The sequence below is a fragment of the Brevundimonas sp. CURTG3B2_SDJG genome, from assembly GCF_057364705.1.
Map to the genome: position 1 here is coordinate 1 of NZ_JBNFOJ010000228.1, position 4,436 is coordinate 4,436.

Below are 4,436 nucleotides of genomic sequence, written 5' to 3' on the forward strand. Positions count from 1 at the left end.
GCGGGCTCCGGCCGCCTGTCGCGCCGCGCGGACGGCCGCCGCGGCGTCCGCGGCCAGGATCTCGAAATTCTGGTTGTACTCGCCCTGGGAGCCTCCGGTGCCGCGCTTGTCGTAGACGAAAACGCCGACGCCCGAGGCGGGGGCCAGACGCTGGAACCAGTTGAAGTCCAGGGCCGAAGAGGCCTCCGAACCGTGGATCTCGACCATGATGGGAACCGGGCCGTCGCCCGGCGGAAGGATCAAGCGGCCGGCGAGCGGGGTTCCGTCGTCGCCGGTGAAGGCGACGTCGGTCGTAGTGAGGGCAACGCGGCGCGCCTCGCGGCCGTCGAAGGTCATGCGGTCGGCCTGGGCGCAATCGCCGAAGGCGGCCTGGATAGGGGAAGGTTGCTCGGTCCAACCCTCCGTGCGGTCCAGGCGCCGGAGGCGTCCTGGCGCAGCCGGCCGGTGCGGCCGTCCAGCAGGCGCCAGCGCCGCCGGGCCCGCTGACCGGGGGCGACGTCGACGAGGGGTTCCGTCGGACGTCCGGTAGAGGCCCACATGGCAGGCGAAGGCCGGATCCGGCCGAGCGGGCTCGTTGCCGATCTGGGCGGCGGCGGTCCCCGCAAGCAGCAGGGCGGCGAGGCCGGCGGTCAGTCCGATATGGAATGTCATGAGTCTGTTTCCTGGTGTTTCCCGCAGAAGGCCGTGTTCGCGGCGCACGGTCCAGTGAACAAGCGGTAAGGCGGACTGACGGAAAAGTGACAGCGTCGCCGTTACGGCCGGCGGGTTCGCGCATTAGCTCCAGAGGGACGGACGAACGACGTCCGCCATTGACGGGGCTTCATGGAAACCTTCCTGCTGTTCTTCCTGGTCGGAGCCCTGGCGCAGGCGGTCGATGGCTCGTTGGGCATGGCCTACGGGGTGATCTCGTCGTCCGTGCTCCTGGCCTTCGGAGTGCCGCCGGCGATGGCGTCGGCCAGCGTGCATGGCGCGGAGGTGTTCACCACCGCCGCCTCGGCCGGCAGCCACGTGTGGCACAAGAACGTGGAGTGGCGGCTGTTCATCCCCCTGGCGATCGCCGGGGTGATCGGCGGCTGCCTGGGGGCCTATGTGCTGGCGGGCCTGGACAGCGACGTCGTCAAGCCGTTCGTGATCGCCTACCTGGCGCTGATGGGGCTCTACATCCTCTGGCGGGCCGGACACGACATCCAGCCGCGCAAGATCCGGCCGGCCTGGATCGTGTCGCCGCTCGGCGTGATCGGCGGCTTCCTGGATGCGATCGGAGGCGGCGGCTGGGGGCCGACGGTCTCCTCGACCCTGGTGGGCGCCGGGCAGGAGCCGCGCCGCGCCATCGGCACGGTGAACACCGCCGAGTTCTTCCTGACCGTGGCGATCAGCGCGACCTTCGTGTGGGCGCTGGTGACGGGTCACTGGAAGGAGGCGGGGGCGCTGGAGCACCAGTTCGCGGCGGTCGCCGGCCTGGTGGCGGGCGGCCTTCTGGCGGCGCCGTTCGCGGGGCTGATCGTCAAGCGGGTGCCGCAGAGGGCTCTCACCTATGCGGTCGGAGGGCTGCTGCTGGTTCTGGCCGGCTTCCAGGGCCTGCAACTGGCCGGGGTGATGGCCTAGGCGGGCCGGGTCTCCATGAAGCTCGGCCGCGCCTCCAGCGCCGCCTGCAAGGCGACCAGCGACGGACGGCCGGTGGTCAGGTCGAAGTCCGGGTGGCGGAAGGCGATCCAGGTCATGGCCACGCCGGCGGTCAGGGTCCCCATGTGAACGTCGTCGGCCGACAGGCCTTGCGCCTCCAGGGCGTCCAGGGCGCGGCCCATGTTCCGGGTCCAGCGCTCCATCCATGACGGCGACCGCTCGTGCTCGGGCCGGCGCTTCTCCAGGACGAGCTTGACCCCCATTTCCAAGAGGCCGTCGGCCATGGCCTCGATGCGCCGCACGCGCAGCCGGTCCGGTCCCTCGACGGGCAGAAGCCGGGGGCCGTCTCCGAGCGCGTCCAGATATTCGCAGATCACCGGGCTGTCATTGATCGGCAGGCCGTCCGACGCGATCAGGGACGGAACCTGGATCAACGGGTTGGAGGCCAGAAGTTCGGCCGCGTCGGCGTAGGGATCGACTAAGATCTCCTCGACCGCCAGCCCCTTTTCGCGGGCGACGATCCGGCATTTGCGGGCGTAGGGCGACGGGGCGGTGATATAGAGCTTCATGGTCTCAACGGCGCTCGATGGTCACGCCCTCGGGCGCGGTTAGACGATCCAGACGCGCCTGCGCCTCGGCATCGCCCAGCGCATGGGCGCGCATGAAGTCCAGGGTCGTCGCGGCGATCAGGTCGAAGTCGGGGGCGTCGGCGTTGCCGATCAGGCTGTGATCGCCGCCGGCGAAAGTCAGCAGCATCTTGTCGCCGGCCGGGCTGGTGTCGAAGGACAGGCGGTGATCGCGCGGCTCGGTGACGAAACCCGGCACGGTGTCGGCGTCGCCCGTCACCATCAGGATCGGCACGGTGACGGTGGCGAAGCTCGACGGATCGACCACGCCCGGGACGGTCCCGGGCGAGGACAGGGCCACGACCACCCGCACGTCCGGGTCCGCCTGGGGCCCGGCGACAGTGACGGCGCCGCCCTCCATCAGGGCGTTGAGCGCGCCGAAGGAATGGCCGGCCGCGACCAGGGGCTTGCCCGGATGGCTGGCCTTCACGTAGCCGCGCACCACGCCCAGATCGACCAGACGGGTGATGAAGATGCTCTGCGAGGTGGCCTCGGCGTGTTGCGGATGCTGCATCGAATCCGTGTGCATCGGCGCGACCACGGTGAAGCCGTGGGCGACCCAGTAGTCGATGATCCGGTGATAGCGCGACGGTTCGCTGCCCCAGCCGTGGCCGAACACGATCACGCCCTGCTCGTCCGCCGCCGTCCACACGCTGACGTCGATGACGCGGCCGTCTGGGGCGGGAAGCTGGACATGGGCGGCGGTCGACGTCGCGGCGGCGGCCGGCGCCGCCTGGGCCAGGACGGGGACGGCGGGGACGGAGCCCCAGCGAAGCGCGACGCGACCGCGGCGGCGGCGTGACGGATCATGGAGCTCCCCCTTGGACAGGCTGGATTGACTAGCGCAGGAGCTTGAGGCGGAACAGAGCCTTACTCAGCCGCCTCGAAGGCCGGCCGCCTCCGCCGCCTTGCGCGCCGCCTCGAGCTCGGCGGCCTTGGCTTCGACCTGGGCGACGATCTCGTCGATCATGCCGTCGTTGGCCTGCTTGTGGGCGATCTTGCCGTTCAGATAGACCATGCCCGCGCCCTTGCCGCCGCCTGTGAAGCCGACGTCGGTGTAGAGGGCCTCGCCCGGGCCGTTGACGACGCAGCCGATGATCGACAGCGACATCGGAGTGGTCACATGGGCCAGCCGCTCTTCCAGGACGCCGACCGTCTCGATGACGTTGAAGCCCTGACGGGCGCACGAGGGGCAGGCGATGATGTTGACGCCGCGGTGGCGCAGGCCCAGCGACTTCAGGATGTCGAAGCCGACCTTGATCTCCTCGACCGGGTCCGCCGCCAGCGAAACGCGAATGGTGTCGCCGATGCCGGCCCACAGCATCGAGCCCATGCCGATGGCGGACTTGATCGTGCCGGTGCGCAGCGGCCCCGCTTCGGTCACCCCCAGGTGCAGCGGACAGTCGATGGCGTCGGCCAGCTGCTGGTAGGCGGCGACAGTGAGGAAGGGGTCGGACGCCTTCACCGAAATCTTGAACTCGTGGAAGTCGTGATCCTGGAGGATGCGGGCGTGGTTCAGCGCGCTTTCGACCATGGCCTCGGGGCAGGGCTCGCCGTACTTCTCCAGAAGCTCGCGCTCCAGGCTGCCGGCGTTGACGCCGATGCGCATCGAGCAGCCGTGGTCCTTGGCGGCCTGGACGACCTCGCGCACGCGATCCGAAGAGCCGATGTTGCCCGGGTTGATGCGCAGGCAGGCGGCGCCGGCCTGGGCGGCCTCGACGCCGCGCCTGTAGTGGAAGTGGATGTCGGCGACGAGCGGGACCCGGGCCTCGCGGGCGATGGTCCGGAAGGCGGCGGTGGACTCCTCGTCGGGGCAGGAGACGCGGACGATGTCGGCCCCGGCCTCTTCCAGCCGGCGGATCTGGTCGAGGGTGGCCGCGGCGTCGACGTCGGGGTGTTGGTCATCGACTGGACGCTGATCGGGGCGTCGCCGCCCACGGCGACGGAGCCGACCATGATCTGGCGGCTCTTGCGGCGTTCGATGTGACGCCAGGGGCGGACGTGTGTGTGGTCGGCGCTCATTGCGGACGCAACATAGGCTCCCGATTGCGGCATGGCCACGACATGCGGCGTCGCGGGCCTACTGCGGCGACGTCGCCTGCAATGAAGCGGACTGGAGCTGGGCCTGGGCTTGCGCGGCCGCGGCCTGGCGGGCGGCTTCGGTGCGGGCCGACACCTCGGCCGCGG

At 70.4% G+C, this 4,436-nt stretch carries 4 protein-coding genes and 1 pseudogene; 1 reads left to right on the forward strand and 4 read right to left on the reverse strand.

The genetic code is table 11. From position 1 onward, the window contains the following. A partial coding sequence (locus AC2W7C_RS13780) for an alpha/beta hydrolase family protein (RefSeq protein WP_486001950.1) occupies positions 1-651 on the reverse strand: 651 nt, incomplete at its 3' end. 171 nt (positions 652-822) lie between these two features. Between AC2W7C_RS13780 and AC2W7C_RS13785 the strand changes: the two genes are divergently transcribed. Next, positions 823-1,605: a sulfite exporter TauE/SafE family protein gene (locus AC2W7C_RS13785; protein WP_486001951.1), complete on the forward strand. Its 783-nt coding sequence runs from the start codon at positions 823-825 to the stop codon at positions 1,603-1,605. Here AC2W7C_RS13785 and AC2W7C_RS13790 read toward each other — a convergent pair. From AC2W7C_RS13790 to ispG, 3 genes and pseudogenes are all read right to left on the reverse strand, one after another. Continuing rightward, positions 1,602-2,192 (reverse strand): glutathione S-transferase N-terminal domain-containing protein, encoded by a 591-nt coding sequence (locus AC2W7C_RS13790; protein WP_486001952.1) that lies wholly within the window; start codon positions 2,190-2,192, stop codon positions 1,602-1,604. The genes AC2W7C_RS13785 and AC2W7C_RS13790 overlap by 4 nt on opposite strands. A 4-nt stretch (positions 2,193-2,196) precedes the next feature. Then, positions 2,197-2,901, reverse strand: coding sequence for an alpha/beta hydrolase family protein (locus AC2W7C_RS13795; protein ID WP_486001953.1), 705 nt, complete (start codon positions 2,899-2,901; stop codon positions 2,197-2,199). A gap of 222 nt (positions 2,902-3,123) precedes the next feature. Beyond that, positions 3,124-4,271: pseudogene (gene ispG / locus AC2W7C_RS13800) on the reverse strand (flavodoxin-dependent (E)-4-hydroxy-3-methylbut-2-enyl-diphosphate synthase). Between the last annotated feature and the right edge of the window lie 165 nt (positions 4,272-4,436).

What these genes read in the sequence shown, in the direction of transcription:
- AC2W7C_RS13785 (WP_486001951.1), top strand. Translation starts at nt 823, where the DNA reads ATGGAAACCTTCCTGCTGTTCTTCCTGGTCGGAGCCCTGGCGCAGGCG.
- AC2W7C_RS13790 (WP_486001952.1), bottom strand. Translation starts at nt 2,192, where the DNA reads ATGAAGCTCTATATCACCGCCCCGTCGCCCTACGCCCGCAAATGCCGG.